Genomic DNA, 26,458 nt, shown 5'->3' on the forward strand with positions numbered 1-26,458 from the left:
TGGCCCTGTAGGACGGAGGAAGTCGGACAACAGCGGGAAGACATCACGTGGATAATCATGGTTGCAGCACCCTGGACGTTGGAATTATTAGGGGACACCGGTCTGTGCCGGTACTGCAGTTACGTTATCGTACAACGCTGATTATATCCATACCTCCGAGATGAATTATTTCCAAAGATGTAGCGATGTGGGCGGGAAGTCATCGTACTACGTTGCAGGCGCTGACTTGGAGGGTCAGATGGACAGATCTTCGTGCGCCTTGACCACGCGCGCCCGGCTGTTGGCCAGATGGATGCGCATCGCGGCGCGGGCGGCATCATAGTCACAGCGGGCGACCGCTTCGAAGATGTGCGCATGTTCGCGGACCAGCCGTTCGTGTTTCTGCTGGCGGTCCAGACGTGCGATGGCCACGGTGTCCAGGCGTGCACGGGGAAACATGCTGGTGCCGAAATGCGTGATGATGTCGGCGAAATAGCGGTTGTTGGAAGCCTGGGCGATCTGCAGGTGGAACTGGAAGTCGGAGACGATGGACCCGCTGGTGTCGGACGCCTGTTCGAAGCGCTTCAGCGCGTCTTCGATACACGCCAACTGGTCGTCGCTGCGCCGCAGTGCCGCCAACCCCGCCGCTTCGATCTCGAAACTGATGCGCACATCGAGAATGGCGATGACGTCCTGCAGGGTGACGATAGTGGCCGGGTCCAGGCGCGATACGGTCGAACCCGGGACGTTGAGGACGAAGGTGCCGATGCCGCGACGGGTTTCGACGATGCCCGACACCTGCAGGCGGGACAGTGCCTCGCGCACGGTAGCCCGGCTTACACCGCCCACCGCCATCAATTCGAGTTCGGTGGGCAGCTTGTCTCCGGGCTTGACCACACCCTGGCTGATCATCCTGCAGACATCGTCCACCAGGCTCTGGGCCAGGTTGCCCGGCCTGCGACGCGTGATGTCGGCGGTGACGATGTCGTTGCTCATGGCGGCGCGATCATGGCTGGAAAAGGAAAACCGATCATATATCAGCAAGTTGTGTGATGACAGCGCGAACATGCCGCCTTTCGAGGTGTTCGCGGTAGGTGCGGCGCCCTTGAAATATACCTTGAACCCCCCCTTCCCAACCGCTACGGCAGGCCTAGAATGGCGGCGTGGTCGCGGTCCCCAATAACGCTGTTGCCCCCCCTCCCGAGCCAACATGTCCAAAGCCAATCCCTGCCTTGAGTGCGGCGCCTGCTGCGCGCATTTCCGTGTGTCCTTCTACTGGGGCGAATGTCAGTCTGCGGGCGGCCTGGTGCCTGACGAGCAGGTCATTCAGGTCACCCACAATCGGGTGGCGATGCTCGGCACCGACGCCAAGCCCACGCGCTGCGTTGCCCTCGCCGGCGAGGTGGGCAAGATCGGAATCGGTTGTACGATGTATGCCCAGCGCTCCAGTACCTGCCGCGAGTTCGACGCTTCCTGGGAACACGGCGAACATAACCCGGCGTGCGACAAGGCGCGTGCAGCCCATGGCTTGCCGCCGTTGCCGGAGCCGGTCATGACCCTCCTCGCCAGCTAGCCGGTTCAAGCGCCGCGCTCTGCGCCGAGAGCAGCCGGATGCCGTGCGCTTTTGGCCATCGACGGGATTCGGCGTTTAGCAGATAATCGGCCATCATTACGCTATCTCGCCCCATCTCTGTACCAGGAGTTCTTGCATGGCCGCGCTGAACACGCAAACCGTTGACGCTTTCAAATCCCAGCAAAATGCCATTGTCGAGCAGTGGCTCGCAGGCCTTGAAGCCAGCGGAGCGACGCGCAACATCAAGGAAGCCGACCTTCGGCAGCAGAGCAGCGAGCTGCTCAGCCAGTTGATCATCGCCCTGGAAACCAGTCAGACCCACAACATCGCCGGCAGCCAATGGGCCGATGTCCGTCAGGTACTGGAGAAACTGTCCCACAGCCGCGCGCTGCTGGGCCACGACTCGCACCAGACCGCGCACTTCATCTTTGCCCTCAAGCGCCCGCTGTTCGCCGTGCTGCAGGCAGCGTACGCCAGCCATCCGGCCGAGCTTGCCGAGCAGGTGCTGCTGGTCTCGGACCTGCTCGACGGGCTGGGCATGCACACCATCCGCACTTTCCAGAAATCCCGCGAGATGGTCATCAAGCGTCAGCAGGAAGAACTGCTCGAACTCTCCACCCCTGTCGTCAAGCTGTGGGAAGGCGTACTGGCCCTGCCGATGATCGGCACGCTGGACTCGCAGCGTACCCAGGTGGTGATGGAATCGCTGTTGCAGCGCATCGTCGACACCGGCTCGGAAATAGCCATCATTGATATCACCGGGGTGCCGACGGTCGACACCCTGGTGGCCCAGCATCTGCTCAAGACAGTCACCGCCATTCGCCTGATGGGTGCCGATTGCATCATCAGTGGTGTTCGCCCGCAGATCGCGCAGACCATCGTCCATCTGGGCCTTGACCTGCAAGGCGTGGTCACCAAGGCCAATCTGGCAGACGCCCTGGCCCTGGCCCTGCGCCGCCTGAACCTGACCGTCAGCAAGGCGGTTTGAGCCCATGGAACGCATCCCTATATTGCAGATGGGCGCGTACCTGCTGGTGACCATTCAGGTCGACATGCACGATCAACTGGCGCTGGCGCTGCAGGATGACCTGTCGGAAAAGATCAGCAAGACTTCGGCCCGAGGTGTGTTGATCGATATCTCCGCGCTGGACATGGTCGATTCGTTCATTGGCCGGATGATCGGCACCATCTCCGGCCTGTCGCGGATCATGGACGCCGAAACCGTGCTGGTCGGCATGCAGCCCGCCGTGGCGATCACGCTGGTCGAGCTGGGCATGAACCTGCCGGGCGTGAGCACCGCGCTGAACGTGGAGCGCGGCATGCGCCTGCTGCAGGCACGGGTGAACGGCTCATGAACATCGAGAGCAGCGGCAGTCAACCGGTGCGCCTCGAACAGGACGTGGTGCTGGCCCGCCAGACGGCGCGCAAGTTGGCCCAGGACTGCGGCATGCGCCTGATCGACCTGACCAAGCTGGTGACGGCGGTCAGCGAGCTGGCGCGCAACACCGTGGTCTATGGCGGTGGCGGCGACATGGACTGGCAGATTCTCGACGACGGCGTGCGCAAGGGCCTGCGCCTGACGTTTCGTGACGAAGGCCCGGGCATTCCCGATCTGAAACTAGCGCTGACCGATGGCTGGACCTCGGGCAACGGGCTTGGCCTGGGCCTGACCGGTGCACGTCGCCTGGTCGAGGAGTTCGAACTGGATACCGCGCCTGGCCAGGGCACTCGCGTGACGATCACTCGATGGACCTGACCTTGCGCAGTGTCATCACCCAGGTGATCGCACTGCAGGACCCCAGCCAGGTAGGCGAAGCCCGCCGTGCCGCGCAGAAGATGGCGCAGACCCAGGGCCTCGACGAAACCGACTGCGGCCGCGTGGCGCTGTTGGCCACCGAGCTGGCCAGCAATATCCTCAAGCATGCCGGCCATGGCGAGCTGCACCTGCGTGCCCTGCCCCATCCAACTTCACCGGGTGTGGAACTGCTGGCACTGGATCGCGGCACCGGTTTCGAGCTGCACGAGTGCATGACCGACGGCTATTCCACCCGCGGCACTCAAGGCATCGGCCTCGGCGCGCTGGCGCGGCAATCGGAAGTGTTCGATGCGTACAGCGACGCCCGCGGTTCAGTGGTGCTGGCACGCCTGTACCGCAAGCGCGACAAGCTCGCCGACCTGCGCCTGGGCGTGACCCAGCGCTCGCTGCACGACGACCCGGCGTGTGGCGATGCCTGGCAGGTGGCGTTCGCCGGCGAGGGTATCAGCGCCGTGGTGGTCGATGGTCTCGGTCATGGCGAAGAGGCCGAAAAGGCCGCACGCGCAGGTTGCCAGGCGTTCGGGCAGGCACCGTTCGCACGGCCCGAACATGTGCTCGACGACATGCACCAGGCCATGAACGGCACACGCGGTGGCGCAGTGGCCGTTGCCCAGTTCGAATACCACGCCGGGCAACTGCGTTTCGCCGGCATCGGCAACATCGGCGCCACGCTACTATCGCCGGGCAAGAGCCGCGGACTGGCGTCCCATCCGGGCATCGTCGGCGGACAGTTCCGTCGCGCGCAAGCCTTCACGTTCGACGAGGCGAACGAGCAGTTGCTCGTTCTGTACAGCGACGGGTTGCAGTCGCGCTGGAACATGGCCGACTACCCGGGCCTGGTCCACCTTCACCCCGCCATCATTGCGTCGGTGCTGTACCGCGACTTCTGTCGCGGCCGCGACGACATCACCGTATTGGTCATCGCTCTGGAGCCACCCCATGTCTGAACCCCTCGATCTGGATGCCGAGGCCAGTGCGGCATTGATCGCCCAACTGCGTGCCGAGGCCCAGGCCTTGCGTGACGAACTGGATGAAACCAACCAGGGCGTGCTGGCACTGTATGGCGAACTCGACGGCCAGGCTGAGGAACTGCGCCAGGCTTCGGACCTAAAGAGCCGCTTCCTGTCCTACATGAGCCACGAATTCCGCACCCCGCTGGGCTCGATCCTGAGCATTACCGGCCTGCTTGCCGATGAACTGGACGGCCCCTTGGCGCCGGAGCAGCAGAAGCAGGTGAGTTTCATCACTCACGCCGCCCAGGAACTCAGCGACATGGTCGACGACCTGCTCGACCTGGCCAAGATCGAGGCAGGTCGGATCAGCATATCGCCGGCATGGTTCGACATGTTCGATCTGTTCTCGGCGTTGCGCGGCATGTTCCGGCCGATCGTCAATGCCAGCGCCGTGGACCTCATCTTCGAAGAACCTGTTGGACTGCCACGCCTCTATACCGATGACAAGAAGCTCGCGCAGATCCTGCGCAACTTCATTTCCAATTCTTTGAAGTTCACCCTGGCAGGTGAGGTGCGGGTGTCGGCCAGGCTGGAATCGCCATCGCAGATCCGCTTCGCCGTGAGCGATACCGGTATCGGCATTCCTGCCGAGCTGCACGGTACGTTGTTCGAGGACTTTGCCCAGATCGATTCGCCGGTGCAGAAACGCCTGCGCGGCACCGGCCTGGGCCTGTCGCTGTGCAAGCGCTTCGCCGAGTTGCTGGGCGGCACGGTTGGCGTGCAAAGCAGCCCGGGGGTGGGCTCGACATTCTTTGTGATCATTCCGTTGGCCATTGCGCCGGAGCCTGGCCATGACACCTGAAGTGCGGGTACTCATCGTCGACGACAACAGCGCCACTCGCTACGCGCTGCGGCGCCGATTGGAACGCCACGGCATCGTCATTCTGGAAGCCGGCACCGGCGGCGATGGCCTGGCGCTGATCGCCAGCGAGCAACTGGACGCGTTGATTCTGGACGTCAACCTGCCGGACATGAGCGGCTTCGACATCGTCCGACTGCTGCGCGCCAAGCCAGCCACCGCCCTGCTGCCGATCATCCATGTGTCGGCGGCGTCCATTCAGACCGGCGACATCATCACGGGTCTGGAAGCCGGAGCCGATGCGTACCTCATCCATCCAGTGGACGCCGACGTGCTGTTGGCCACCCTGCGCACTCTGCTGCGCGTGCGTGACACCGAGAACGCGCTGCGCGAAAGCGAGGCACGCTTTCGCGAGATTTTCGCCAACATCGCCGCGCCCATCGCGGTGATCGACGAGCAGCTGCAGGTGATCGAGTGCAATCATGCGTTCTCGCAACTGCTGCCTACCCCGGTGTCCCTCACCAGCCTGCAAGCGCAACTGGCGGCCGGGCAGGAAAGCGTGCTGGACGACCTGCAGGTGCGCTTGAGCAAAGGCGAACGCTGGCGTGGCAACCTGACCATCAGAGTCGACGATCAACTGCGTGAAACCGAATGGCAGGTCTCGCCCTATCGCGCGCCCGGGCACAGCCTGGTGTTCATCGAGGACGTGACCGAGCACCGGCAGCGCGAGCGTCAGCAGCAGATCCAGTTGGCCGACGCACAGACATTGCTGGCGCAGGAAGTGGCCGAGCGCGCGCGCACCGAGACGCAACTGTTGCAAGTGCAGAAAATGGACGCCCTGGGCAAGCTCACCGGGGGTATTGCGCATGACTTCAACAACCTGCTGACCGGCATCATCACGGCGCTGGAACTGATCAAGAAGCGGGTCGAGCCCTCCGCTGTGCAAGGTGCCACCGGCAGCGTCGACAAAGCCGTGTCACGCTATGCCGATGCGGCGCTGCAGTCGGCAACCAATGCGGCCGCCCTCACCCATCGCATGCTGGCCTTCGCCCGCCAGCAGCCGCTCGATACGCGGCCGATCGCGATCAACCAGCATGTGCATTCGCTGGAAGACCTGTTGCGCCGCACCATCGGTGAACGGATCACCCTGAGCCTGGACCTGACCGACAGCGCAGCCATCGCCATGGTCGATCCGATCCAATTCGAGAATGCGGTGCTCAACCTGGTGATCAATGCCCGCGACGCGCTGCCCGAAGGCGGCAACATCCGTCTGTCGACCTTCGCCGCCTATTCGCGGGGCGACACACGCCTGGCCGATGGCGACTACGTGGTGCTGTCGGTGCGTGACGACGGTACCGGGATCGATCACAGCATCATCGACAAGGTCTTCGACCCGTTCTTCACCACCAAGGCCGTTGGCAAGGGTACGGGGTTGGGTCTGTCGACGATCTACGGATTTGCCCGGCAGTCCGGTGGCGACGTACGGATCCGCAGCCTGCTTGGCCACGGCACCGAGGTGACCCTGATGCTGCCGGCTGGCCTGGCGCTGCTACCGCAGCCCAGCGAGCCGGTGCAGTTGGAGAACCGCGGTAACGGCGAGCACTTGCTGGTGGTGGAAGACATGGCGTCGGTACGGATGTTCGTGGTCGAGGCGCTGATCGACGCAGGGTACCGCTGCACCGAGGTAGAAAGCGCGCTGGATGCATTGGATATCGTGCGCGATGACCCGTCGATCCAGCTGCTGTTGACCGACGTCGGCCTGCCGCAAATGAACGGCCGCGTTCTCGCCGACGCTGCTCGCGCCTTGCGTCCCGAACTGCCGGTGCTGTTCATGACCGGCTATGCGGAAAACGCTTTGGACTTGCAGACTTTTCTTGCCGAAGGCATGGACATGGTCATCAAGCCCTTCCGCATGGGCGACCTGGTCGGCCGCATCACCCACCTCCTCGAACGCGATCCCCTGTAGCAGCGGCGCAGGCCGCGTCGGTGGTCTACGCATTCCTTCTTACCCACCACACCACCCCCGGACGCGGCTTGCGCCGCTGCTACAGGCGAGTGATTTGTAGCAGCGGCGCGAGCCGCGTCGGCGGTCTACGCATTCCTCCTGACCCACCACACCACCCCCGGACGCGGCTTGCGCCGCTGCTACAGGCGAGTGATTTGTAGCAGCGGCGCGAGCCGCGTCGGCGGTCTACGCATTCCTCCTGACCCACCACACCACCCCCGGACGCGGCTTGCGCCGCTGCTACAGGCGAGTGATTTGTAGCAGCGGCGCAAGCCGCGTCGGCGGTCTACGCATTCCTCCTGACCCACCACACCACCCCCGGACGCGGCTTGCGCCGCTGCTACAGGCGAGTGATTTGTAGCAGCGGCGCGAGCCGCGTCGGCGGTCTACGCATTCCTCCTGACCCACCACACCACCCCCGGACGCGGCTTGCGCCGCTGCTACAGGCGAGTGATTTGTAGCAGCGGCGCGAGCCGCGTCGGCGGTCTACGCATTCCTCCTGACCCACCACACCACCCCCGGACGCGGCTTGCGCCGCTGCTACAGGCGAGTGATTTGTAGCAGCGGCGCGAGCCGCGTCGGCGGTCTACGCATTCCTCCTGACCCACCACACCACCCCCGGACGCGGCTTGCGCCGCTGCTACAGGCGAGTGATTTGTAGCAGCGGCGCGAGCCGCGTCGGCGGTCTACGCATTCCTCCTGACCCACCACACCACCCCCGGACGCGGCTTGCGCCGCTGCTACAGGCGAGTGATTTGTAGCAGCGGCGCAAGCCGCGTCGGCGGTCTACGCATTCCTCCTGACCCACCACACCACCCCCGGACGCGGCTTGCGCCGCTGCTACAGGCGAGTGATTTGTAGCAGCGGCGCGAGCCGCGTCGGCGGTGCACGCGATCGCTGATCACAGCCATATCGCGTCCCACAAAGGATAATCGCCAACCTTCTGAACCAGCCCGGCGCGGACCGGGTTCATGATGATGTAGCGCGCTGCGCTTCTGAGATCCTCTTCGCGGCGCAGGGCACGGTCGTAATACCCTTTCTGCCAGAGTCGGCCACAGGTCCCGTTGCGGCGATTGATGGCCAGGCTGCTGCGCGCTTTCATCCGGCAAACGATCGTAGCCAAATCGCCTTTTCGCAATTGAAACAACCAGTGCAGATGATCCGGCATCACCACCCACGCCAACGACTCTACGTCCCCTGCGTCATGCAGGGCGCGCAACTGAGCAACCAGCGCCCGGGCGGTTTGCAAGCAGGAAAAAACGGCAGCCCGATCAGCCGTCACACAGGTGATCGAGTAAAGCCGGCCTAGCTCGCTGAAGCGCCCCTTGCGCAATACATAGGCTTTTCTGCACGCCGACATTCCCTGTCCACCGAAAAGCCTTCACCTTAGAAAACAGATGGCCCCTGGACAAGCGCACAATCATTGCCGAATCTGACCAGGCTTTTAGAACCCCGAGCCGGCCTTGTCCAGGCAAGCATCGACCTCGGCATCAGTGGGATGACGCAGGATCTCCAGCGAGTCGGACGTCCAGCTCACCAGGCCCAGTTCAGCAAATTCGCTGAGCCAGCCTTCCATCGGCCATTGCGCCCAGCGCTGGTTAAAGCGCTGAGCATTGGCTACGATCGCCGAAAAATGGTTGAGCGGCGGACGCCAGGTCGGGTGGTATTGATGGAAGGCCAGGGCCGCTGCCACTCGTAGCTCCACGCCATGGTGACGTGCGCTGAACGCGAAATCGGTGTCTTCGGCGCCGTAGCCCAGGTACCCCTCGTCAAAGCCACCGATGCGTTCGAATACCTCACGGGTGCAAGCGAAATTCAGCGACCAGAACAGGTGATGCGCAAGCAGCGAACCCGGCTTCCCGCGGTATTGGCTGAGCGGATGGGCAACGCCGTCGCGCATCAACGTGGCTTGAGTCCAGTCTTCCATCCGGGCGGTACTGGGCAAGTAACGGACCTCGCCCAGGTGCAAAGCTTCAGGCCTTTCACGCAGCGCGGCCGCGTAATCGGACAGCAGGCTTTGGCTCGGGATGCAGTCCACGTCGAGGAACACCCAATGCTCGCCCCCGCATTGGCGCACGGCATTGCGCGCTTTCGCCAGCGGCAAGCCATGAGACGCATCATCGACCACGAGGCAGTGGATGGGAAAGCACTCACTGTGCAAATCACGCGCCGGCTGATTCATGAACACCACCCAGAACGCCTCGGGCATCAGGTTGCCCTGCTCCAGTCCACGGATAACATTGTCCAGCTGTCGCTCGCGGCCATGCACCAGTGTGATCACACTCACCATGTCACGTTCACCTCGTCAGAACCCACTCACCTTGCACAACCCCGGCAACCGCGCCGGCTCGCCGTAACCGCTGCCCGCCGGGGCACACCGGCTGACGCGCACCGATCCGCTCCAGGCAATGCGCCGGCCGCGGGCCTCCACCTGTTCGATCAGATGCCGCTCGTCATGACCCAAGCTCGCATTCAGCCCTCCGGCATCCGTGTAGGCCAAGGTGCTCATACCGAGATTGGCCATATGCACGTTCGAGCGCCGTTCATCCATGGTCACCGAGCGCCGCCGCCGACCCTGTACGAAGCGGCTGGCACCCGGCTCGGCATCCACCCGCCCGCACACAGCGTCGACTCCGTAGGCCAGCTGCGCGGCCAGCCAGTCATCAGGCACCCGCACATCCGCTTCCGTCCAGGCCAGCCATCGTGCGCCCGCCTGTACCAGGTGTGCGGCGCCTGCGGCCCTCGCCGCTACCTTGTTGGCGGCATTGGTATCGATCAGCCGTACCGGATAGCGCTGGGCGATATCGCGCGACCTGTCGCTGCAGGCGTCGAGCACCACGACGATGCGTACCAGTTCGGTACACAGCGTGCCGTGCTCGGCAGCCAACATGACCGATCGCAGGCATCGGTCGAGACTGGCGTGCTCGTTTTGCACAGGAATGATGACGCCGATCATGCTGAACCTCTTGAAGAGACGAAATCGTCGAGACCATGCTGGCCATTGACCAGCAATCGACTCGAAGATGAACGAGAGGTTTCAGATAAACGATGAAACGTGCAGATTCATTCAAGACCGATCTTGAGCAATTCCCCGTCGTCGTCATCGGTCAACACATACAGATAGCCATCCGGGCCTTGGCGAACGTCGCGGATCCGCTCGCCGCGTTCACCCAGCAGACGTTCCTCGTGAACCACCTTGTCACCCTCGAACTGCAGGCGAATCAGGTCTTCGGAGGCTAACGCACCGATGAACAGATTGTGGTTCCAGCGCTTGAACTTGTCGTTGTCATAGAACGCCATGCCGCTGATGGCCGGTGACTTTTCCCACACATGGTACGGATCGGTGATGCCCGGCCCGGTCTTGCCGCGGGCCTCGGGAATCGGCTCTCCGGAGTAATTGATCCCGTGGGTGTAGAGCGGCCAGCCGTAATTGGCGCCGCGCTCGATGATGTTCAGCTCGTCACCGCCACGGGCGCCGTGCTCATGGGTCCAGAGGGTGCCGGTCCACGGGTTCAGCGCAGCGCCTTGCTGGTTACGATGCCCGAATGACCAGATTTCCGGACGCACGCCCTTCTGCCCCACGAACGGGTTGTCCTTGGGCACCTTGCCGTCGGCGAAGATGCGCACGACCTTGCCCTGCAGCTTGTCCAGGTCCTGAGAAGTGGCACGCTCGTTGTTTTCGCCCAGGGCGATGAACAGGTAGCCGTCGCGGTCGAAGACCAGACGGGAACCGAAGTGATTGCCGACCGACAGCTTCGGCTCCTGGCGGAAAATCGTGGTGAAGTTTTCCAGATGAGTCAGGTCTTCGGACAACCGTCCACGACCCACGGCGGTGCCGCCCTTGCCATCCTGGCCCTGTTCGGCATACGACAGGTAGACCATGCGGTCGGCCTTGAAGTCGGGTGACAGCACCACGTCGAGCAACCCGCCTTGATTCTTCGCCCATACCTGCGGTACACCGCTGATGGGTGAAGAGATTTTGCCCTCGGCGCTGACCACGCGCAGATCACCCGGTTTTTCAGTGACCAGCATGCCCTTGTTGTCCGGCAGGAAGGCCAAACCCCAAGGGTATTTGAGGCCTTCGGCCACGGTTGTCACGGTGATCTGGCCCAGTTCGCTCGGGTAAGTGGTCACCGTTGCCGCCGAAGCGGCCAGTCCGTACAGCGCAAGGCCGGCGCAAGCCGAGGCCAAAAGGGTTTTCTGCAGCATGGGCTTATCCTTCAGCAAGAATGGAGTGATCAACGCGTGCCAGGGGCGGTGCGGGGTTGTTGGGTGCCGTTGGCCGGGCGGCGCAGGTTCTCGCCGTTGCCGATGCCGCGGTTTTCAAGCGTCGGCGGTCGCGGATTGTCGGTGCGCGGCGTCGGCTGGCGCAGTTGCGGATTGGGCGCGGTAGTGCCCTGGCGGCTGTTCGGATTGATCCGTCGAGTGGGGCTGTTGTAGGGATTGGAGGTATCGTTGGCGGCCACGGTGATTGGCTGACGCGGTTGCTCGGTGGCGATCGACACGTGGGCCATCGCCGAATGAGACAGCATCGTGCCAAGCATCAGCGACGCCAGTAGGGACAACTTCATGGGTATCTCGCCCTCGATCACGGTGGATTCAGGGATTTGAGGATGAATTGTCCCTGACGTTCGCCGCGGCATGGCCCGGCGAGCTCGTCGAGGTAATTCACCATGTTTCAAATATCGACCTGCACCACTCAAGGCTGGGTCAGGCCGAGCCTCTCGTGCCACTGCGCAAGCGACTCGTCCGGGTACTGTTGAAACTGCCGGTCGTGCTTGCCGGACTGCACCTCGACCCAGCTCGCCTTGGAATCGAGCAGCAGGTGGGTGTGTTCGGGCGGCACCGGCAACTCGCTGTCGATGGCACTGGCGAATGGATGCACCAGCTCCGGCCAGGCCGGATCGAACAACCACAAGGCGCTGCCGCACAGGTGGCAGAAATGCCGCTCGGCAGTACTGGGGTGAGTGCCGCTGCCGTTCTCGTCGGGCAACCTGGCATGGTAGACGGTGATATGACTACGACCCTGCACATTGAGACTGGCCGCTTCGCCGCCCAGGTTGATGGCGTAACCGCCGCCACCCTGGGTCTTGCGGCAGATCGAACAGTAGCACCGCTGATAAGGGTAAGGATGGGCGCTGTGCAGGCTGAAAGTGACGGCACCGCAGTGACAGGATCCGTGCAGTTGCATGGCTGAACTCCGTATCGAGTGGCGATCAATGGGCGGTTGATGAACGTTCAGCGTAGACCCTGCACGGGCCGTTCAGTTTCGCAGGTAGCGCCCGCTGGCCGCGACGAACAGGAGCATCACGATCAACACGCCCAGGGCAATCGACAGGCTGCTGGCGTGGGCCACGAAGCCGATGAAAGCCGGGCCTACCAGGATGCCTGCATACCCCAGGGACGTCATGGCAGGAATGGCGGCGCTCTGCGGCATGGTGGTCTGGCGCCCGACCGCGGTGAACAGCACCGGGACGATGTTCGAGCAGCCTGCGCCGATCAAGGCATAGCCCAGCAATGCCGCCGGCCACGCCGGAACGGCCAGCGACAAGGCCAGACCGATTGCCGCGCAGAGCCCCCCGTACAACGTGACCCGGGCGCCACCGAAACGCGAGACGATGGCATCGCCGGTCAGGCGGCCGATCGTCATGGTCGTGGCGAAGGCAGCGTAGCCAAGCCCTGCGTAGGCAGGTTGCATGTCGCGCTCGGAAACCAGGAATACAGCACTCCAGTCGAGCATGGCCCCCTCGGTGAGAAAGACGATGAAACACAGCGCCCCGAGGAACAGCACGATCCCACGTGGCACGGCGAACAGCGGGCCGTCGCTTTCATTGCCATAGGGCAGCAGATGCGGCGCCGCCTTGAATACCGCGACAAGGGTCAGCGCTACCACGCAGGCCACCGCCAGCAGCGGCGTCAGGCCGAGCGCAAGCAAAGCGGTCATGCCGCCCGCTCCGAGGATGCCACCCACACTGAACAAACCGTGGAAGCCGGACATCATCGGCCGGCCACTGGCCTTCTCGACCAGCACCGCCTGGATGTTCATGGCGCAATCGATGGCGCCCATTCCGGCGCCGAACACCAGGATTGCGGCAATCAACAGCGGCAGGGTCGCCACGCTGGCCAGCAGCGGCAACGTCAGGCAGATGAGCAAGGCTGCACCGACGATGACGCGTCGGCAGCCCCAGCGCGCGCAGAAATAACCCGCCAATGGCATGGCCAGGATGGAACCTGCGCCCAGCCCAAGCAGCAGCAGGCCCAGGCTGCCGTCGCTGAGCTGCGCCCGCGCCTTGGCCAGCGGCACCAGCGGCGCCCAGGCGGCCATGGCGAAGCCGGCGATGAAGAAAGCGATACGGGTGGAAAACTGCTCTTGCCGACCCGGCGCGGCGGTGGCGAAGGTGCTGCTCGACGACATGATCAAAGCCTTGGATAAAGAGTTTCATGCAGCCGCGCGCACCGCTCGAGCGACACGCGACTACCTTGAATGCAAGATGAACAATCGCGACAAATGCCGTGGATCGGCGAACTTGCCGGTAAAAATTCACTCAACGACTGGTGTACCGATCAATAGAGCGACCCGCATTGTGTTCAGTTCCCCGGCGAAAATCCTCCTCCCCCTGCTGTTCCTGCTGCTGACTTCCACCTTGCAGGCCGCTGAAGCCCCGGCGGCCGATGCGCCTGTCGAAGAACCAGCACCGCTGGTGCAAGGCGGCTTGCTGGGTGCCATCAGTACAGGCATCGACGACGTGCAGAAGAAGCTCGATCTCGACGAACATCTGCTCGACACTTGGCGCCTGCGCACCGACCGCGCCGCCAGCGAGGTCGATAAGTTGATCAATCGACACTCCCACTCGGCACTCGATCTGGCAACGGATTTCATTCTGCTGTCGGTGTGCTGGATGGCAGCGTTTCTGCTCGCGCATTTTCTCGGGCGCTTCATCGTTGCCCGCAGCGGCCACCGTCGTTTCGTCCGCGAGCGTCCGCGCCTGCACAACCTGTTGGGCTACATCCTGCCGTTCACCTTGCCGGCTATCATTGCCCTGCCAGTGACGCTGTATGCCAGTCACTCGCTGGACGCATCCATCGCCAGAGCCATCGGCATGTCGCTGGCCTACGCCACCAGCAGCGGCATTTTCTCCACCTCGGTGATCATGTGCGTGATCACGTTGTTCGACAGCGGTCACAAGCGCGCTGCGGTCACGGTACTGCGTCGCTATGCTCCGCGCCCGCTGTTCATGATCGGCTTTCTGGCAGCCCTGAGCGACGCCCTCACCAGCCCGCAGATCGCCCGCCAGCTGGGCACCAACTTCACCGCCAGCCTGGCGGTGGTCGCGGGCCTGTTCGCCACCTTGTCCTTCGCGGTGCTGGTGGTGCGCATGCGTCGGCCGGTGGCCCATCTGATCCGCAATCGGCCACTGGCGCAGCGCCTGCAGCACCGCGGAGTGCAAGAGTCGCTGCGGCTGTTTTCGGCGCTGTGGTACCTGCCCATCCTGCTGATGATTCTGGTCTCGGCGGTGCATCTGATCGGCGCCGGCGAGGAAAGCCAGAAAGCCTTGCAGAACGCCCTGCTCACCACCGTGCTGCTGATCGCTACGGTGTTCCTCAGCACTGTCATGCAACACCTGTTCAAACCCGCCGCTGCCGCCACTGCCGCACCCCGCCTGCGGCCCTATAAAGAGTTGCTGCGCAACCTGGGCCACGCCGTGGTGCGCATCGTCATGGCCATCGCCTTCATCGAACTGCTGGGACGCATCTGGGGCGTGTCGATGCTCGAATTCGCCGCCAGCAACAGCATGGGCCGGGCGATCAGCGATTCGCTGAGCAGCATCGGCTTGATCCTGCTGGTCACCTGGCTGTTGTGGGTGGTCCTGGACACAGCCATCCAGGAGGCACTGAAGCCGTCGGTCGGCAAACGCGCCTCGCGCCAGCCGAGCACGCGGGTGCTGACCATCCTGCCGATGCTGCGCAACGCCATCAAGATCATCCTGCTGGTGATCTGCACCATCACCACCATGGCCAACCTGGGCATCAACGTTGCGCCGCTTCTGGCCGGTGCCGGCGTAGTCGGCCTGGCCATCGGCTTTGGTTCGCAACAGCTGGTGCAGGACGTGATCACCGGCCTGTTCATCCTCATCGAAGACACCATCGCCATCGGCGACTGGGTGGTACTCGACTCCGGCCACGCCGGCACGGTGGAAAGCCTGACCATCCGCACCCTGCGCCTGCGCGACGGCAAGGGCTTCGTGCATTCGGTGCCGTTCGGGCAGATCAAGGCAGTCACCAATCAATCCCGGCAATTCGCCTACGCGTTCTTCTCGGTGCAGTTCACCTACGACAGCGACATCGACACCGCCCTGGACCTGATCAAGCAGGCGGGGCAATCCATCGTCGAGGACGTGATGCTCAAGCACAACCTGCAGGGTCCGTTGCAGGTGTTCGGGGTGGACAAGATGGACCTCAATGGCATCGTCCTGACCTCGCAATTCCGCACTGTGTCCGGCGGTCAGTACGGCGTGGGCCGGGCCTTCAACGAGCGCTTGAAGAAGCTGGTCGACCAGCATGACAACGTGCGTTTCGCCCAGTACTACCCTGCCCTAGGCCTGCCCGCCCCGACTCCGACCTGAATCACCCGCCGCAAAAAAACCTCGGCACCGACGTTCACAGGGTGCGTGAACGTCGGTGCCGAGGTGTGCGTCGATGGTGAGGGAGCGGGCGGATCAGCTACCGGCGCCGCCGTGGGCTTCTTCGAAGAAGTAGTCTTTCCAGTTGTCTGCCTTGTTCTTCAGCACACCCAGCTCATGCAGGCGCTGGGCGTAAATGAAGGTGCGTTGCGGCACCACTGTGAAGTCGATCTCCGGGTCCTGGACGATCTTTTCCACGAACGCCTCGCTCAAGGTCGATTTCTCCACGCGAATATAGGTCTTGGCTGCGGCGACCTTGTCGGCCTTGACGATCTGCGCGGCTTCCACCAATGCGTCATAGAACGCCTTGTAGGTCTTCGGGTTGTCGTCGTGGAATTTCTGCGTGGTGTACAGCACATTGAAGGTCGCCGGGCCGCCGAGGATGTCGTAGCTGCTGAGCACCTTGTGCACCTTGGGGTTTTCCAGGGCCTGGTACTGGAACGGCGGGCTGGAGAAATGCGCGCTGATTTCCGAACCGCCGGCCATCAGCGCCGAGGTGGCGTCCGGGTGGGGAATGCTCACCGAAATGTTATCGAATTTCTTGAATTCCTTGTCGCCATAGAGTTTGGCCGTCTCCAACTGCAAGGTGCGAGACTGGAAGCCAACCCCTGCGGCGGGCACCGCGATGCGGTCCTTGTCGGTGAAGTCCTGCAAGGTCTTGACGTCAGGATTGTTACTGAGCAGGTAGTTGGGCATCGAGCCCAGCGACGCGATGGCCTTGACGTTCTGCCGACCCTTGGTGCGGTCCCAGACGGTGAGCATCGGCGGCACGCCGGCCGACACCACATCCAACGCACCGGCGAGCAATGCCTCGTTCATCGCGGTGGCTCCGGAAATGCTGTTCCAGTCCACTTCGATGTCCACGCCTTGCTGCTTGCCGTGTTTCTCGATCAGCTGCTGGTCACGCACGACATCGAGGATCAGGTAGCCGATGCCGAACTGCTGGGCGATGCTGATCTTGCCTTCGGCGCTGGCGCCGCTGGCCAGCAGTGCGCCGGCCAGGCCGCAGGCCAGGGATAGCTTGCTTGCAAATACCATGATGAAGTCTCTGGACTAAAGGAAATGGACTCAGCGCTGCATGCCCCAGCGCTTGATGGTGAGGCGTTCGAACGTGTTGAACAGCAGGTTTTCCACCAGCAGGCCGATCAGGATCACCGCAGCCAGGCCGGCGAACACCTTGTCGGTGTACAGCTCGTTGCGATTCTGGAAGATGTACCAGCCCAGGCCACCCTTGCCCGACGAGGCGCCGAACACCAGCTCGGCGGCGATCAAGGTGCGCCAGGCGAACGCCCAGCCGATCTTCAGGCCTGCCAGGATCGACGGCAGCGCGGCCGGAATGAGGATGTACCAGACGAATCGCAGCCCTCTCAGGCCGTAGTTGCGACCTGCCATGCGCTGGGTTTCCGACACGCCGAGGAAGCCTGCGTAGGTGTTCAGTGCCAATGCCCACAGCACCGAATGCACCAGCACGAAAATCAGGCTGTTCTCGCCCAGGCCGAACCACAGCAGGGACAGGGGCAACAGCGCGATGGCCGGCAAGGGGTTGAACATTGCCGTCAAAGTGCTGAGCAGGTCGCGCCCCAGCTGGGTCGACACTGCCAGCGTGGTCAGGCCGAAGGCCAGGACGATGCCGATCAGGTAGCCCTTGATCAGTACCGTCAGCGATATCCAGACCTTGCTCAACAGCTCGCCACTGGCCACACCGTCGATGAAGGCATGGGCGGTCTGCATGAAGCTGGGCAGCAGCAAGTCGTTGTTCTGCCAACGCGCGGCCAGTTCCCAGATAACCGCTAGGGCGAGCAGGATCACGCCCTTGCGCACCCAGGCCTGTTGCCAGATCCGCTGCGGCAAGGAGATGTCGCGCACCAGTTCGGCTTGGGTGAACGGCTCCAGGACGACTTCGTACTCCTGGCGTGCGGGTGGGGAAAGGCTCATGTCGTTGCTCCGAATGCGGCGAGATCAGTAGGCGATGCGCAGGCGCTGGAAATCCACCGGACGGTCCAGCTCAGGCGCTTCGCCCTCGTCGAACAGCAGGCGATGGATGCGCTGGGCGCTGGCCTGGAAATCGACGCCGCCCAGGCTGCTCAGGTCGAACTGGTGGCTGTTGATTTCCGCCCGCACCCGGCCCGGGTGCGGCGACAGCAGCAGGATGCGGTTGCCCACCACCAATGCTTCTTCGATGGAGTGGGTGACGAAGAGCAAGGTGAAGCGCACTTCCTGCCACAGTTCCAGCAGTTCTTCCTGCATCTTGCGCCGCGTCAGTGCGTCGAGCGCCGCGAACGGTTCGTCCATCAGCAGGATCTTCGGCTGCATGGCCAGCGCGCGAGCGATGGCGACCCGCGCCTTCATGCCGCCAGACAACGTATGCGGGTAGGCATCGGCGAAAGCACTGAGGCCGACCTTCTCCAGGTAGTGACGGGCGCGCTCGTTGGCTTCGGCGCGTTTCAAGGTGCGCGACGCCAGCAGCGGGAACATCACGTTCTCGATCACGGTTTTCCAGGCGGGCAGTTGATCGAACTCCTGGAACACCACGATACGGTCCGGGCCTGGCTCTTCTATGCGCTCTCCGGCGAGGCGAATCTGCCCTTCGCTGGGCTTGATGAAGCCCGCCACCGCTTTGAGCAGCGTGGATTTACCGCACCCGGAGGGGCCCAACAGGACGAAGCGATCGGCCCGGTCCACTTCGAAGCTGACCTGATGCGTTGCGCGCACCACCCGTTCGGAGGTGCGGTATTCGAGGCTGACGTTGTCCACCTGCAGCAGGGTCTCGGCAGTCGGCCGTTGCCCGGGTACACCTGCGGTATCAGCGCTGGCCGTGTGGCCTGGCAGTGCAGCGTTCATGCAAGACTCCCTATCAAAACGGCGCATCGCCCTGGATGGTGGTGCGGTACAGCTTGCGCCGCAGGTGGTCCGGGCAGCCGGCCGCGAGGTGTACCAACGAGCGGTTGTCCCAGAACACCATGTCGTGTGGCTGCCACTGATGACGGTACACATGCTCGTCGCGCACGCTGTGGGCATAGAGCTGTTGCAGCAGGTCGCGGCTTTCGTCTTCGGGCAGGCCCACGATGTGCGTGGTGAAGCCCTCGCTGACGAACAAGGCCTTGCGCCCGTTCTCCGGATGGGTGCGAACCACCGGATGGGCCACGGTGACCACCTGGGCCAGCTGTTCGGCACTCAGGGTCGGTCGCCAGTTGGCGGCGTTCTTGCCCTCGCTGTAGCGTGCGGTATAGGAATGCACGGCGTGCTTGCCCTCAACCGCCTGGCGCAGTGCTGCGGGAAGAGTGTCCCAAGCCCTGTGCATGTCGGCGAACAAGGTGTCACCGCCTTCGCTGGGTAATTCCTGCGCATGCAGCATGGAGCCCAGGCTCGGCAGTTCTTTATAGGACAGGTCCGAATGCCAGTATTTGCCGGCGTCACCCAGCCCGACCGGCTGGCCGTTCTCGACAATGTTGGAAACGATGAGGATCTCCGGGTGCCCCGCCAGCAGGAACTGCTTGAGCACATGGATTTGCAGCACACCGAAACGACGGCTGAAGTCGATCTGTTGCTCAGGGGTGATGCGCTGATCGCGAAACACCACGACATGATGGTCGAGATGGGCGCGGTGAATGCGGATGAAGTCTTCGTCACTCAACGCCAGGCGCAGGTCCAGGCCGACGATTTCGGCACCGACATGGCCGGCCAGCGGACGAACTTCGAATGCTTGACGTGAGGTTTCAGGAAGGACGGCGGCCATGTTGTGCTCCGACTCTGGCTATTGAGTACGAGGGGATAGCCAGACTGTAGAGCTATAAGAATATAATTTTAAATATCGTTATCGCATAACGATATCGCTGTCGGGACTTTCAGCTGGTGGAGTCTCGTCGGATGTCTCTGATCCGCTTGAAGTTTTTTTAAACACCGTGAAGAAAACAACAGGATTGGCTGTCAGAAACCCGCTATTGACCCTGCGCTATTGCGAAACGTCTTACAGTCAAATACTGTACGCACGTACAGCCAATAAGGAATTCTGTCGTGACCACTGCCACCCCTGCCGCGCCGAGCGCCTATGAGCGTCTTGGCGTGCGCGTCCAGAAGATCATCAATTCGCCCACCGCGCAGAAGTCTCGCGCGGCCCTCATATTCCGCCTCGAGCACGAAAGCGAGGACGATTGGGCACAAATGCTCGAGGAAATCGCCGAGAACGACAACGTCACCCTCGCCCACCGCGACGACGGTGGCGTGCAGATTTTCTGGGTCGTGCCGAAGGAAGATTGATTCGATGATGGTCCGCAGTTTTTTCATCAGCTTGATGTTGTTCAGCTTTACCGCGTATGCCGATGCCCCACGCACGTTCAGCGAAGCCAAGAAAGTCGCCTGGAAGCTGTACGCTCCGCAGTCCACCGAGTTTTACTGCGGCTGCAAGTACACCGGCAATCGGGTCAACCTTGCGGCGTGCGGCTATGTACCGCGCAAGAACGCCAACCGCGCTGCGCGCATCGAATGGGAACATATCGTGCCGGCCTGGCAGATCGGCCACCAGCGCCAATGCTGGCAGAACGGCGGGCGCAAGAACTGCACCCGCAACGACAAGGTCTACCAGACCGCCGAAGCCGATCTGCACAACCTGGTGCCGAGCATTGGCGAGGTGAATGGCGACCGCAGCAACTTCAGCTTCGGCTGGCTGCCCGAACAACGCGGGCAGTACGGTTCATGCCTGACCCAGGTCGACTTCAAGGCCAAGAAGGTCATGCCACGGCCTTCGATCCGCGGGATGATCGCGCGCACCTATATGTACATGAGCAAGCAGTACGGATTGCGCCTGTCGCGCCAGGACACCCAGCTGTACCAGGCCTGGGACAAGACCTACCCGGTGCAGGTCTGGGAGCGCCAGCGCAACCAGCAGGTGGCGTGCGTGATGGGCCACGGCAACGCCTTCGTCGGGCCGGTAGACCTCAAGGCCTGCGGCTGAAGCCAGAGAGCCTTGGCGTGCAACCGCGCTTCAGGGCTTGTCGGCCTCGCTGAACGGCATCACCACCGATTCGATACCGCGCGAGCCCATGAGGCGAGCGCGCTCCTTGTCCGCTTCGGCCCGGCTGTCGAACGGCCCAAGGTAGACCAGGGTCTGGCCGTCGCGCTGGACGAAGCTGGCAACGAAGCCGTTTTCCACCAGACGCGCCGCCATGTCAGTCACCGAGCCCATGTTGCGACCCGAAACGATACGTACCTCCCAACGCTGCCCTGGCTGTTCGGCTACATCGACGGGCGCCAGCAATTCCTCGGCGCTGCCGCACACTTCGCGCACGCGAGGGTCGTTGCCATCGTTGTCGATGACCACTTCGAACCGGTCGCCATGGGGGACGGCCGCGTAGCTGCGGTAGGGCCCGTAGACGCCCTGGGCATTCTTGCCCTTCACCTGGCCACAGTAGTTGCCTTGATCGGTGGTGCGAACATTGGTGAAGCGCGCCGTCTTGGGGTTCTCCAACAACTGCGACACCGCCTCATGGGCTTTTTCGAACGCGGTACCGCAACCGGCCAACGTCAGCATTGCCATCACCATCATCAACTTGCGCACACGCCTACCTCCAGAATTCGAGGCGCCGATTTTATCACTATCCACCCGGCCGGCGCCCGTTCTAGCGTCGACCGCCGCTGACGCCGCGGCAACGCCGTGGCATCATGCAAGCCTTACCTTTTCGAATAGCCAGCAGGGCCCCGACATGATCGCCAAAGAAGACCGCAACACAGCCGCACTGGCGATATTCCTCGACGCCCACCCCGAGTTGCGCGAGGAGATTCAGGTGCTGGACAGCCGCGAGCAGGCCGAACAGGTGCAGTGGGCCTTCGAGGACGAGGCGCAGGCCCAGGGCCTGGAACCGTGGGAGCTGGCGCTGCAATTGATTGCGCAAAGCCCGGAAGAACTCAAGGCGATGCGCCTCGAGGTTCACCAGGAAGTGGCGGACGCACTGGGCCTGAGCTGGGAAGACTATTGCGAATTCAATGCCGTCGAACTGTGACATGACCGACGGTCTCAAGCTGAATCGAACCCTGCTCGCCCATCGTCTCTCGAAAGCATGACACCCACGTCAACTTGCGAGGCATGCCATGACTATCGATCTCGATCCCATCCCGCTTATCGGCCAGGCCGGGGAATCACCTCTCGACGATGAGGTGCACAGCGATGGCGCCGCGCTGAACGACGCCGATGCAGACGAGCCCGAAGCAGACCCGGACGATCTGGACATCGACGGTGCTGACGCGTCCACCGAACCCAGCTGAGCATTGGGCATAGGTCCTGTGATTCGCCAGGGTGACATCAAGCTTGCCTTGGCGACCCTTCACGCAAGCGATCAATAGTAGTTTTTTGCCATCACCACGGAACTGGCCAATGGCCTGCATGTCTGATGCCCGGTAACACGGGAGTAAACTATGACAAGCCGGTTCACGGACTACGAGATTCGCTACGTCCTCAACGGTGAGGCCAGGCGCTTTCAGCAGCGCGATACCCAAATGAGCGATGCCGATGCGTTGTACTACGCCGCGCTGCACTCGGGCATCGGGCTGGTCTATGGCGGCACCAACGCGGCAGAACATGCGGCGCAACTCAGAAGGCATGTCGAACGCCGCGGGCTGCGTGACGTACAGTGGCGACCATTGAACTGAATCTGCGCGATCGGGCGGGCGGCATTGATAGACTGCAGCAACCCGTAGCGAGGTGGCCGCGATGTTCGATCACGATCTATTGGCTTTGCATTTGATGCGCCTTCATCAGCATCAGCAGGCATACGCTGGTGCCTTGGCCGACGTGCGACGCTGCCTGCAGCGGCCCGGCGCAGGTGCGGAGGTTCACCAGGTGCTGGCTGACCTTGAACGGCGCAGTGCGGAACTGGCCACCCTTATCGAAAGGCTCGAACACATCACCCAATGAACGCAAAAAGGGCCCACCTTTCGGTGAGCCCTCCCAGACCGCCCAGCAGAGCGGATTTTGTTTGGTAGGCGCGATTGGACTCGAACCAACGACCCCCACCATGTCAAGGTGGTGCTCTAACCAACTGAGCTACGTGCCTGCTGTGAGGCGGCATTCTACGGATTCGGGGTTGCCTGTCAACTCCTTTCTGCGCGCTAACCCTATGAAATGCGGAATTATTTTTGGCGCGGGTGAATTCGGCATGCTGGTGAGGCAAGGGCAACTGCGATAGCATCCCGGCACAGGCGAAATCCCATCGAGCCGAGGTTGCCGGATGTCCAGCATGCAATACCCCCCGTCCTTCTACGCCGCATCTGCCAATGCAGCGCCGTCTCGCCCTGCCCTCCAGGATGATATCGAAACGGACGTGTGCATCATTGGCGCAGGCTACACCGGGCTGTCCAGTGCGCTGTTCCTGCTCGAACGCGGTTTCAGCGTTTGCGTACTGGAGGCGGCCAAGGTCGGCTTCGGTGCTTCGGGGCGCAACGGTGGGCAGATCGTCAACAGCTACAGCCGGGATCTGGATGTGATCGAACGCAGCGTCGGTGCCGAACAGGCGCGGTTGCTCGGCGACATGGCTTTCGAGGGCGCGCGGATCATTCGCGACCGGGTTACTCGCTACGGCATCAATTGCGACTTGAAGAACGGTGGCGTATTCGCTGCGCTGACGGTCAAACAGATGAAGCACCTGGAGGGTCAACAGCGCCTGTGGGAACGTTATGGGCACACCCAGCTGGAGCTGATGGACCAGACGCGCATCCGCCAGGTCGTCGATTGCGAGCAATACGTGGGCGGTCTGCTGGATGTCAGCGGCGGGCATATCCACCCTTTGAACCTGGCGCTGGGCGAAGCGGCAGCGGTCGAATCGCTCGGCGGGCGCATCCATGAACAGTCCCCGGCCCTGCGTATCGAGCGTGGCGCCAATCCTGTCGTGCACACAGCTCAGGGCCGGGTGCGGGCAAAATTCGTGATCGTTGCCGGCAATGCGTACCTGGGCGAGCTGGTACCGGAACTGGCGGCCAAGTCCATGCCCTGCGGCACTCAGGTCATCGCCACGGAACCCTTGGGCGAGGCACTGGCGCGCAGCCTGCTGCCGCAGGACTACTGTGTGGAAGACTGCAACTATCTGCTCGACTACTACCGCCTGACGGCCGACAAGCGCCTGATTTTCGGCGGTGGCGTGGTGTATGGAGCGCGGGATCCCGCCAATATCGAGGCGATCATCCGACCGAAGATGCTCAAGGCGTTCCCGCAGTTGGCGCAGGTAAAGATCGACTACGCCTGGACGGGCAACTTCCTGCTGACCTTGTCGAGGCTGCCGCAGATGGGCCGCCTGGGCGAAAACATCTATTATTCCCAGGGTTGCAGCGGGCATGGGGTGACCTACACCCATCTGGCGGGCAAGGTGCTCGCCGAGGCGCTCAGCGGCCAGGCCGAACGTTTCGACGCTTTCGCCGATCTGCCCCATTACCCTTTCCCTGGTGGCCGCACCTTCGGCGCGCCGCTGACCCAACTGGGCGCCTGGTATTACAGCCTGCGCGATCGCCTGGGGTTTTGATCGGAGCGCGAGCAGCCTGAAACCCTGCGGCGTCCCTGGACGCGGCTCGCGCCGCTGCTACAGGCACCGCGATCCGCTGTAGCAGCGGCGCAAGCCGCGTCGGCGGTATAGGCGCTTTACCTGATACACCTCGACAACCCCTTTCGCGGCCGATGACCGCTCCTACGGCGGAAGCGTTCAGGAGCCGAGCGCTTTGCGGGCGCGGGCTGCGGCGGGTTCCTGGCCGGCGGCGGCGGTTTCGCCAGCGGCGTCCAGCCAGCGCTGGCGGTCGACCTTGGCCGGCAACTGGTTGGGTTGCTGAACCAGAATGGCCCAGGCACCGGCACTCTTCCACGCCGAATCGAAGCTGTCAAAATCCATCGTCAGACGTCGGTTCATCCCCGAGCGCAGCAAAACGTGCCGTTTGAATCGGTCATAGCCCACCAACAAGGCATACCGCGGTTGCGACCAGAACGCCGAGCCCTCGCTGTAGCGCAGCAACACCGGGTTACCCGCCGCCACTTGAGTCAGCAACGCGTTGAGCTGCGGATCGAGCGCATACACCAGCAAGCCATACTCGCGGGCTACCTGCGTGATGTTCTGCTGCAGGCGATCGGTTTCACCGGGCAGTTTCAGCGCCGGATCCAGCAACCCAGGTGTAATGGTAATGCCTTGTTGCGAGAGCATGCTGGCCAGCACCATCGAGCCACTCTGATTGGCGTTGCCCCGATAGAACGGTACGCCGTTGAGCTCCACTCGGTCCGCCAGGCCAGGCAGTGCCGGGCCGTTGTTGCTTGCGCAACCGGCCAGGCCTGCTACCAGGCTGCACGCCAGCAGTAGACCGGCCACGACGTTAGATCTGGGCTGCATCGTATTCCCTTGCTCCGTGGCGACACACACTGTGACGCCGGAACAGCCATCATAGATTTCCCGCAGCCAGCGGTATAGCGGCTGAACAATGGACGGCCGCACAGGCCCGGCCGATGCACGCAAATGACCTTTCGTCAATAGGTTGAAACGCCCGCAAACCCTCAAGGTCATCTATTACGTGACCTAGAAGACGCGAAAGCAATGGAGGTAGTGATGAGCCTTGCAATGATAATCTTCAGCCTGATTGCCGGCTGGATGGCCGTAGCGGCCGCCATGCTCTGGGGGGTGCTGCGAATCGCTCGCCGCCACCAGCACGCGCAGCCGCAGCCTCGAGCAGCCAAGCGCTCTGCGCCGGCCGCACCCCGTCGCACCGGGACTCCTCAGCACGTCTGACCCGTCCATCCGGAACGTCAAGCCAGCCTAAAATCAAAGGCGAAAAAAAGGGGGCATCCATGCCCCCTCGCTTTGTCTGCCGCCTTTACGCTTCGCGATTGGCCGCCAGCTTGCGCTGCTTGGACCTTCGCGACCACATGTTCAAGCCCTCGATCGTCGCCGAGAACGCCATCGCTGCGTAGATATAGCCTTTAGGCACGTGTGCACCGAAGCCTTCCGCGATCAGCGTCATGCCAATCATTATCAAGAAGCCCAGGGCCAGCATGACCACCGTAGGGTTGTCGTTGATGAACTTGGCCAGAGGCTCTGCGGCCACCAGCATCACGATGACGGCGCTGACCACGGCGATGATCATGATCGGCAAGTGCTCGGTCATGCCCACGGCGGTGATGATGCTGTCGATGGAGAACACCAGGTCCAGCACCAGGATCTGACCGATCGCCGAGGCGAAGCTCATGCTTACCTTGTCGCCGATCTTCGCCTCTTCCTGATCGACCGGATCCACGGTGTGGTGGATCTCCTTGGTCGCTTTCCACAGCAGGAACAAGCCACCGGCGATCAGGATGACGTCCTTCCACGAGAACCAGTGATCCAGCACGGAGAAAACCGGCTCGGTCAGTTGCACGATGTACGCCACGGTACTCAGCAGGCCCAGGCGCAGGATCAGCGCCATGCTGATACCGATACGGCGTGCCTTGGCCTGAATTTCCCTGGGCAGCTTGTTGGTCAGAATCGAGATGAATATCAGGTTATCGATGCCCAGCACGACTTCCATGATCACCAGGGTCACCAATGCCACCCAGGCGGTGGGGCTTGAAGCCAGTTCCAGTAGGTATTCCATGTATC

At 62.7% G+C, this 26,458-nt stretch carries 31 protein-coding genes and 1 tRNA gene; 15 read left to right on the top strand and 17 right to left on the bottom strand.

The window, feature by feature from the left end; genetic code table 11:
• Positions 1 to 234 precede the first annotated feature (234 nt).
• Positions 235 to 975 carry a FadR/GntR family transcriptional regulator gene (locus IFT76_RS00650; protein ID WP_122478282.1) on the bottom strand — a complete coding sequence of 247 codons (741 nt, stop codon included), beginning with the start codon at positions 973 to 975 and terminating at the stop codon, positions 235 to 237.
• 214 nt (positions 976 to 1,189) lie between these two features.
• Here IFT76_RS00650 and IFT76_RS00655 point away from each other — a divergent pair, with 214 nt between their 5' ends.
• The 7 genes from IFT76_RS00655 (at position 1,190) to IFT76_RS00685 (ending at position 7,146) form a co-directional block, all read left to right on the top strand.
• Positions 1,190 to 1,552, top strand: coding sequence for a YkgJ family cysteine cluster protein (locus IFT76_RS00655; RefSeq protein WP_192057109.1), 363 nt, complete (start codon positions 1,190 to 1,192; stop codon positions 1,550 to 1,552).
• 136 nt (positions 1,553 to 1,688) lie between these two features.
• Positions 1,689 to 2,540 (top strand): STAS domain-containing protein, encoded by an 852-nt coding sequence (locus IFT76_RS00660; RefSeq protein ID WP_192056088.1) that lies wholly within the window; start codon positions 1,689 to 1,691, stop codon positions 2,538 to 2,540.
• A 4-nt stretch (positions 2,541 to 2,544) separates the two neighbouring features.
• Positions 2,545 to 2,907: an STAS domain-containing protein gene (locus IFT76_RS00665; protein WP_122478154.1), complete on the top strand. Its 363-nt coding sequence runs from the start codon at positions 2,545 to 2,547 to the stop codon at positions 2,905 to 2,907.
• Positions 2,904 to 3,308, top strand: a complete 405-nt coding sequence (locus IFT76_RS00670; protein ID WP_122715337.1) for an anti-sigma regulatory factor — start codon at positions 2,904 to 2,906, stop codon at positions 3,306 to 3,308. Before IFT76_RS00665 ends, IFT76_RS00670 begins: the two co-directional genes overlap by 4 nt.
• On the top strand, positions 3,305 to 4,315 hold the full coding sequence (locus IFT76_RS00675) for an ATP-binding protein (RefSeq protein WP_446731093.1): 1,011 nt from the start codon (positions 3,305 to 3,307) through the stop codon (positions 4,313 to 4,315). Before IFT76_RS00670 ends, IFT76_RS00675 begins: the two co-directional genes overlap by 4 nt.
• The gene (locus IFT76_RS00680; protein ID WP_122478158.1) at positions 4,308 to 5,183 is read left to right on the top strand and encodes a sensor histidine kinase; all 876 of its coding nucleotides are present in this window, start codon (positions 4,308 to 4,310) and stop codon (positions 5,181 to 5,183) included. Before IFT76_RS00675 ends, IFT76_RS00680 begins: the two co-directional genes overlap by 8 nt.
• Complete coding sequence (locus IFT76_RS00685; RefSeq protein ID WP_192057111.1) at positions 5,173 to 7,146, top strand: response regulator; 1,974 nt, start codon at positions 5,173 to 5,175, stop codon at positions 7,144 to 7,146. The genes IFT76_RS00680 and IFT76_RS00685 overlap by 11 nt, the downstream gene beginning before the upstream one ends.
• A gap of 940 nt (positions 7,147 to 8,086) precedes the next feature.
• Here IFT76_RS00685 and IFT76_RS00690 read toward each other — a convergent pair.
• The 7 genes from IFT76_RS00690 to IFT76_RS00720 all read right to left on the bottom strand — a co-directional run bounded on the left by IFT76_RS00690 (position 8,087) and on the right by IFT76_RS00720 (position 13,600).
• Positions 8,087 to 8,545: an REP-associated tyrosine transposase gene (locus tag IFT76_RS00690; protein ID WP_192057112.1), complete on the bottom strand. Its 459-nt coding sequence runs from the start codon at positions 8,543 to 8,545 to the stop codon at positions 8,087 to 8,089.
• Positions 8,546 to 8,629: 84 nt separating this feature from the next.
• Complete coding sequence (locus IFT76_RS00695) at positions 8,630 to 9,475, bottom strand: glycosyltransferase family 2 protein (protein WP_197976826.1); 846 nt, start codon at positions 9,473 to 9,475, stop codon at positions 8,630 to 8,632.
• A gap of 15 nt (positions 9,476 to 9,490) precedes the next feature.
• Positions 9,491 to 10,141, bottom strand: coding sequence for a glycosyltransferase (locus IFT76_RS00700; RefSeq protein ID WP_192056094.1), 651 nt, complete (start codon positions 10,139 to 10,141; stop codon positions 9,491 to 9,493).
• Positions 10,142 to 10,248: 107 nt separating this feature from the next.
• Positions 10,249 to 11,394, bottom strand: a complete 1,146-nt coding sequence (locus tag IFT76_RS00705; RefSeq protein WP_122478163.1) for a PQQ-dependent sugar dehydrogenase — start codon at positions 11,392 to 11,394, stop codon at positions 10,249 to 10,251.
• 29 nt (positions 11,395 to 11,423) lie between these two features.
• The gene (locus tag IFT76_RS00710; RefSeq protein ID WP_446730933.1) at positions 11,424 to 11,756 is read right to left on the bottom strand and encodes a hypothetical protein; all 333 of its coding nucleotides are present in this window, start codon (positions 11,754 to 11,756) and stop codon (positions 11,424 to 11,426) included.
• A gap of 128 nt (positions 11,757 to 11,884) precedes the next feature.
• Positions 11,885 to 12,376, bottom strand: a complete 492-nt coding sequence (locus IFT76_RS00715; protein WP_192057113.1) for a GFA family protein — start codon at positions 12,374 to 12,376, stop codon at positions 11,885 to 11,887.
• 72 nt (positions 12,377 to 12,448) lie between these two features.
• Positions 12,449 to 13,600: an MFS transporter gene (locus IFT76_RS00720; RefSeq protein WP_192057114.1), complete on the bottom strand. Its 1,152-nt coding sequence runs from the start codon at positions 13,598 to 13,600 to the stop codon at positions 12,449 to 12,451.
• 169 nt (positions 13,601 to 13,769) lie between these two features.
• Here IFT76_RS00720 and IFT76_RS00725 point away from each other — a divergent pair, with 169 nt between their 5' ends.
• Positions 13,770 to 15,809 (top strand): mechanosensitive ion channel family protein, encoded by a 2,040-nt coding sequence (locus tag IFT76_RS00725; RefSeq protein ID WP_446731088.1) that lies wholly within the window; start codon positions 13,770 to 13,772, stop codon positions 15,807 to 15,809.
• Between the two features lie 93 nt (positions 15,810 to 15,902).
• On the opposite strand, the gene IFT76_RS00730 is transcribed toward IFT76_RS00725, so the two are convergent.
• The 4 genes from IFT76_RS00730 to IFT76_RS00745 are packed head-to-tail and all read right to left on the bottom strand — an operon-like array spanning position 15,903 to position 19,602.
• Entirely contained in the window at positions 15,903 to 16,904 is a 1,002-nt protein-coding gene (locus IFT76_RS00730; RefSeq protein ID WP_185793376.1) for an ABC transporter substrate-binding protein, read from the bottom strand.
• A 30-nt stretch (positions 16,905 to 16,934) separates the two neighbouring features.
• Positions 16,935 to 17,801: an ABC transporter permease gene (locus IFT76_RS00735; protein WP_192057115.1), complete on the bottom strand. Its 867-nt coding sequence runs from the start codon at positions 17,799 to 17,801 to the stop codon at positions 16,935 to 16,937.
• A 24-nt stretch (positions 17,802 to 17,825) separates the two neighbouring features.
• Positions 17,826 to 18,707: an ABC transporter ATP-binding protein gene (locus IFT76_RS00740; protein WP_192057116.1), complete on the bottom strand. Its 882-nt coding sequence runs from the start codon at positions 18,705 to 18,707 to the stop codon at positions 17,826 to 17,828.
• A 13-nt stretch (positions 18,708 to 18,720) separates the two neighbouring features.
• Positions 18,721 to 19,602, bottom strand: a complete 882-nt coding sequence (locus tag IFT76_RS00745) for a TauD/TfdA dioxygenase family protein (RefSeq protein WP_192057117.1) — start codon at positions 19,600 to 19,602, stop codon at positions 18,721 to 18,723.
• Positions 19,603 to 19,880: 278 nt separating this feature from the next.
• Here IFT76_RS00745 and IFT76_RS00750 point away from each other — a divergent pair, with 278 nt between their 5' ends.
• Complete coding sequence (locus IFT76_RS00750; protein ID WP_122478175.1) at positions 19,881 to 20,123, top strand: DUF1654 domain-containing protein; 243 nt, start codon at positions 19,881 to 19,883, stop codon at positions 20,121 to 20,123.
• A gap of 4 nt (positions 20,124 to 20,127) precedes the next feature.
• The gene (locus tag IFT76_RS00755; RefSeq protein WP_122478176.1) at positions 20,128 to 20,817 is read left to right on the top strand and encodes an endonuclease; all 690 of its coding nucleotides are present in this window, start codon (positions 20,128 to 20,130) and stop codon (positions 20,815 to 20,817) included.
• A gap of 30 nt (positions 20,818 to 20,847) precedes the next feature.
• Here the strand turns inward: IFT76_RS00755 and IFT76_RS00760 are convergent, their stop codons facing one another.
• Complete coding sequence (locus IFT76_RS00760; RefSeq protein WP_185793380.1) at positions 20,848 to 21,420, bottom strand: SPOR domain-containing protein; 573 nt, start codon at positions 21,418 to 21,420, stop codon at positions 20,848 to 20,850.
• Between the two features lie 145 nt (positions 21,421 to 21,565).
• On the opposite strand from IFT76_RS00760, the gene IFT76_RS00765 reads away from it, so the two are divergent.
• The 3 genes from IFT76_RS00765 to IFT76_RS00775 all read left to right on the top strand — a co-directional run bounded on the left by IFT76_RS00765 (position 21,566) and on the right by IFT76_RS00775 (position 22,508).
• Positions 21,566 to 21,862 (top strand): DUF6388 family protein, encoded by a 297-nt coding sequence (locus IFT76_RS00765; protein ID WP_192057118.1) that lies wholly within the window; start codon positions 21,566 to 21,568, stop codon positions 21,860 to 21,862.
• Positions 21,863 to 21,950: 88 nt separating this feature from the next.
• Positions 21,951 to 22,124, top strand: coding sequence for a hypothetical protein (locus IFT76_RS00770; protein WP_192056113.1), 174 nt, complete (start codon positions 21,951 to 21,953; stop codon positions 22,122 to 22,124).
• Between the two features lie 150 nt (positions 22,125 to 22,274).
• The gene (locus IFT76_RS00775) at positions 22,275 to 22,508 is read left to right on the top strand and encodes a DUF6555 family protein (RefSeq protein ID WP_192057119.1); all 234 of its coding nucleotides are present in this window, start codon (positions 22,275 to 22,277) and stop codon (positions 22,506 to 22,508) included.
• Positions 22,509 to 22,584: 76 nt separating this feature from the next.
• Here the strand turns inward: IFT76_RS00775 and IFT76_RS00780 are convergent, their stop codons facing one another.
• On the bottom strand, positions 22,585 to 22,779 hold the full coding sequence (locus tag IFT76_RS00780) for a hypothetical protein (protein ID WP_163007566.1): 195 nt from the start codon (positions 22,777 to 22,779) through the stop codon (positions 22,585 to 22,587).
• A gap of 56 nt (positions 22,780 to 22,835) precedes the next feature.
• Positions 22,836 to 22,912 (bottom strand) — tRNA-Val (locus IFT76_RS00785).
• A 174-nt stretch (positions 22,913 to 23,086) separates the two neighbouring features.
• On the opposite strand from IFT76_RS00785, the gene IFT76_RS00790 reads away from it, so the two are divergent.
• A complete protein-coding gene (locus tag IFT76_RS00790; protein ID WP_192057120.1) occupies positions 23,087 to 24,370 on the top strand; it encodes an NAD(P)/FAD-dependent oxidoreductase in 1,284 nt (427 codons plus the stop codon).
• Between the two features lie 177 nt (positions 24,371 to 24,547).
• Here the strand turns inward: IFT76_RS00790 and IFT76_RS00795 are convergent, their stop codons facing one another.
• Positions 24,548 to 25,219, bottom strand: a complete 672-nt coding sequence (locus tag IFT76_RS00795) for a peptidase C39 family protein (RefSeq protein ID WP_192057121.1) — start codon at positions 25,217 to 25,219, stop codon at positions 24,548 to 24,550.
• 213 nt (positions 25,220 to 25,432) lie between these two features.
• On the opposite strand from IFT76_RS00795, the gene IFT76_RS00800 reads away from it, so the two are divergent.
• Positions 25,433 to 25,612: a hypothetical protein gene (locus tag IFT76_RS00800; RefSeq protein WP_122478187.1), complete on the top strand. Its 180-nt coding sequence runs from the start codon at positions 25,433 to 25,435 to the stop codon at positions 25,610 to 25,612.
• Between the two features lie 85 nt (positions 25,613 to 25,697).
• Here the strand turns inward: IFT76_RS00800 and IFT76_RS00805 are convergent, their stop codons facing one another.
• Positions 25,698 to 26,453 (bottom strand): TerC family protein, encoded by a 756-nt coding sequence (locus IFT76_RS00805; protein ID WP_192056125.1) that lies wholly within the window; start codon positions 26,451 to 26,453, stop codon positions 25,698 to 25,700.
• Positions 26,454 to 26,458: the final 5 nt, after the last annotated feature.

This window comes from Pseudomonas sp. CFBP 13727 (genome assembly GCF_014841915.1).
GTDB lineage: Bacteria > Pseudomonadota > Gammaproteobacteria > Pseudomonadales > Pseudomonadaceae > Aquipseudomonas > Aquipseudomonas baltica.